Raw genomic sequence first — 1,414 nt, forward strand, 5'->3', positions numbered from 1 at the left:
CGACGGTCGACGGCTTCGAGAAGACCATGCAGGTCAACCACCTGGCGCCGTTCCTGCTCACGAACCTGCTGCTTCCCCACGTGCTGAAGGCCGAAGGCTCAGTCATCAACACCTCCAGCATCGCCCAGCTGATGACGACGGCATTCCCCACGCGGTCGGGATGCAGCGCGGCGAGCTGCACGGTCAGCTGCGCCCCGAGCGAGAACCCGACGATGGTCGCTGTTCGGCCCTCCTGCTCCAGCACGCGGGCGAGTGCCGTGGTCGTCGCCGTGTGAGAGACATAGGTCTCGTCTGCGCTGCGTCCGTGACCGGGCAGGTCGGGGACGATGACGCGTACGCCCTCGCCGAGATGGGTGCGCAACGGCTCCCACATCCATCCGGCGACGCCTCCGCCGTGCAGGAGCAGCAGCGGATGCCCGTCGCGGGCGCCGAAGGTCTCGACGTGCATGGTCAGTCCCTCTCGAAGGTCTCGGCCATGCGGCCGATCGTGTCGATGGCCCGTTCGAGGTGGCCGGGCTCGAACGGGCCGAGCAGTCGCGCCGCGGAGAGCAGCCCGATCGAAGCGCTCGACAGTGCCAGGGCGAGCGCCTCGACGTCCACGTCCGCCACGATCTCCCCCCGGTCCTGCAGCGCGCGGAGCCACTCGATCACGCGTCGCTGCCGATCGCGATACCGGCCGTCGGTGACCTCCGCCACGTGTTCCCCGAGGATGCCGCGATCGTCGAGGAAAGCCGCCGTCATCAGCGCGTCGTCGCTCAGGGCGCGGGCGCTCGCGCGATACGCCGCACTCAGTCGCGGTCGGTCACCCAGCTCACGGCTCACACGGTCGTTCATGCGCGTCGTGCCGCGCTGCAGGAGCGCATCCAGGATCTCGCGCTTGCCGGCGAACTCCAGATAGACCGCGCCTTTGCCGATCCCCGCACGGTCGGCGATCGACGCCACGCTCATGGCGTCGAACCCGTGGGCGAGCACGAGTTCCTCCGCGGCATCGAGGATGCGGTCGCGACGGTCAGGGACGCGGGGGCGGGGCATCGGTGGTCCTCTCCAGGTGGTCGAGCATCGCGGGGATGACGACGTCCGGACGATCGCGCTGCACCCAGTGGCCGGCACCGGGAACGGTCACCAGCGACCCCGCGGGCAGCAGCTCGGCGGCGGTGCGGATGCGCGCGAGCGGGACTCCCGAGTCGCGATCACCGTGCACGAGGAGCGTGGGCGTCGTGATCGATGGCAGGTGCGGGGTGTAGAGCGTGCGCAGACGATTCCAGAGCACCTGATTGTGCTGCCACTGTGCGAAGGTCTCCAGACCGGTGCCGACGGCGGCCTCGGTGAGCACGGCCTCGACGAGTTCGGGAGTCCGTGCCTGCGGAGTGCGCACCAGGTCGCCGAGGCCGCGTTCCATCGCGGAGCGGTTGCG

Annotated in this window: 2 protein-coding genes and 2 pseudogenes; 1 reads left to right on the forward strand and 3 read right to left on the reverse strand. The window is 69.9% G+C overall.

Features of this window, described 5'->3' with window-relative positions:
• Window positions 1-26: 26 nt before the first annotated feature.
• Window positions 27-83: pseudogene (locus KZA10_RS18835) on the forward strand (hypothetical protein); the annotation flags it as partial.
• Window positions 84-130: 47 nt separating this feature from the next.
• On the opposite strand, the pseudogene KZA10_RS18335 reads toward KZA10_RS18835, so the two are convergent.
• From KZA10_RS18335 to KZA10_RS15255, 3 genes and pseudogenes are all read right to left on the reverse strand, one after another.
• Window positions 131-448 (reverse strand): annotated as a pseudogene (locus tag KZA10_RS18335) (alpha/beta fold hydrolase); the annotation flags it as partial.
• A 2-nt stretch (window positions 449-450) separates the two neighbouring features.
• Window positions 451-1,032 carry a TetR/AcrR family transcriptional regulator gene (locus KZA10_RS15250; protein WP_218683308.1) on the reverse strand — a complete coding sequence of 194 codons (582 nt, stop codon included), beginning with the start codon at window positions 1,030-1,032 and terminating at the stop codon, window positions 451-453.
• A partial coding sequence (locus tag KZA10_RS15255) for an alpha/beta fold hydrolase (protein ID WP_218683309.1) occupies window positions 1,010-1,414 on the reverse strand: 405 nt, incomplete at its 5' end. The genes KZA10_RS15255 and KZA10_RS15250, both read right to left, overlap by 23 nt.

The organism is Microbacterium sp. BF1 (genome assembly GCF_019279095.1).
GTDB classification, from domain to species: domain Bacteria; phylum Actinomycetota; class Actinomycetes; order Actinomycetales; family Microbacteriaceae; genus Microbacterium; species Microbacterium maritypicum.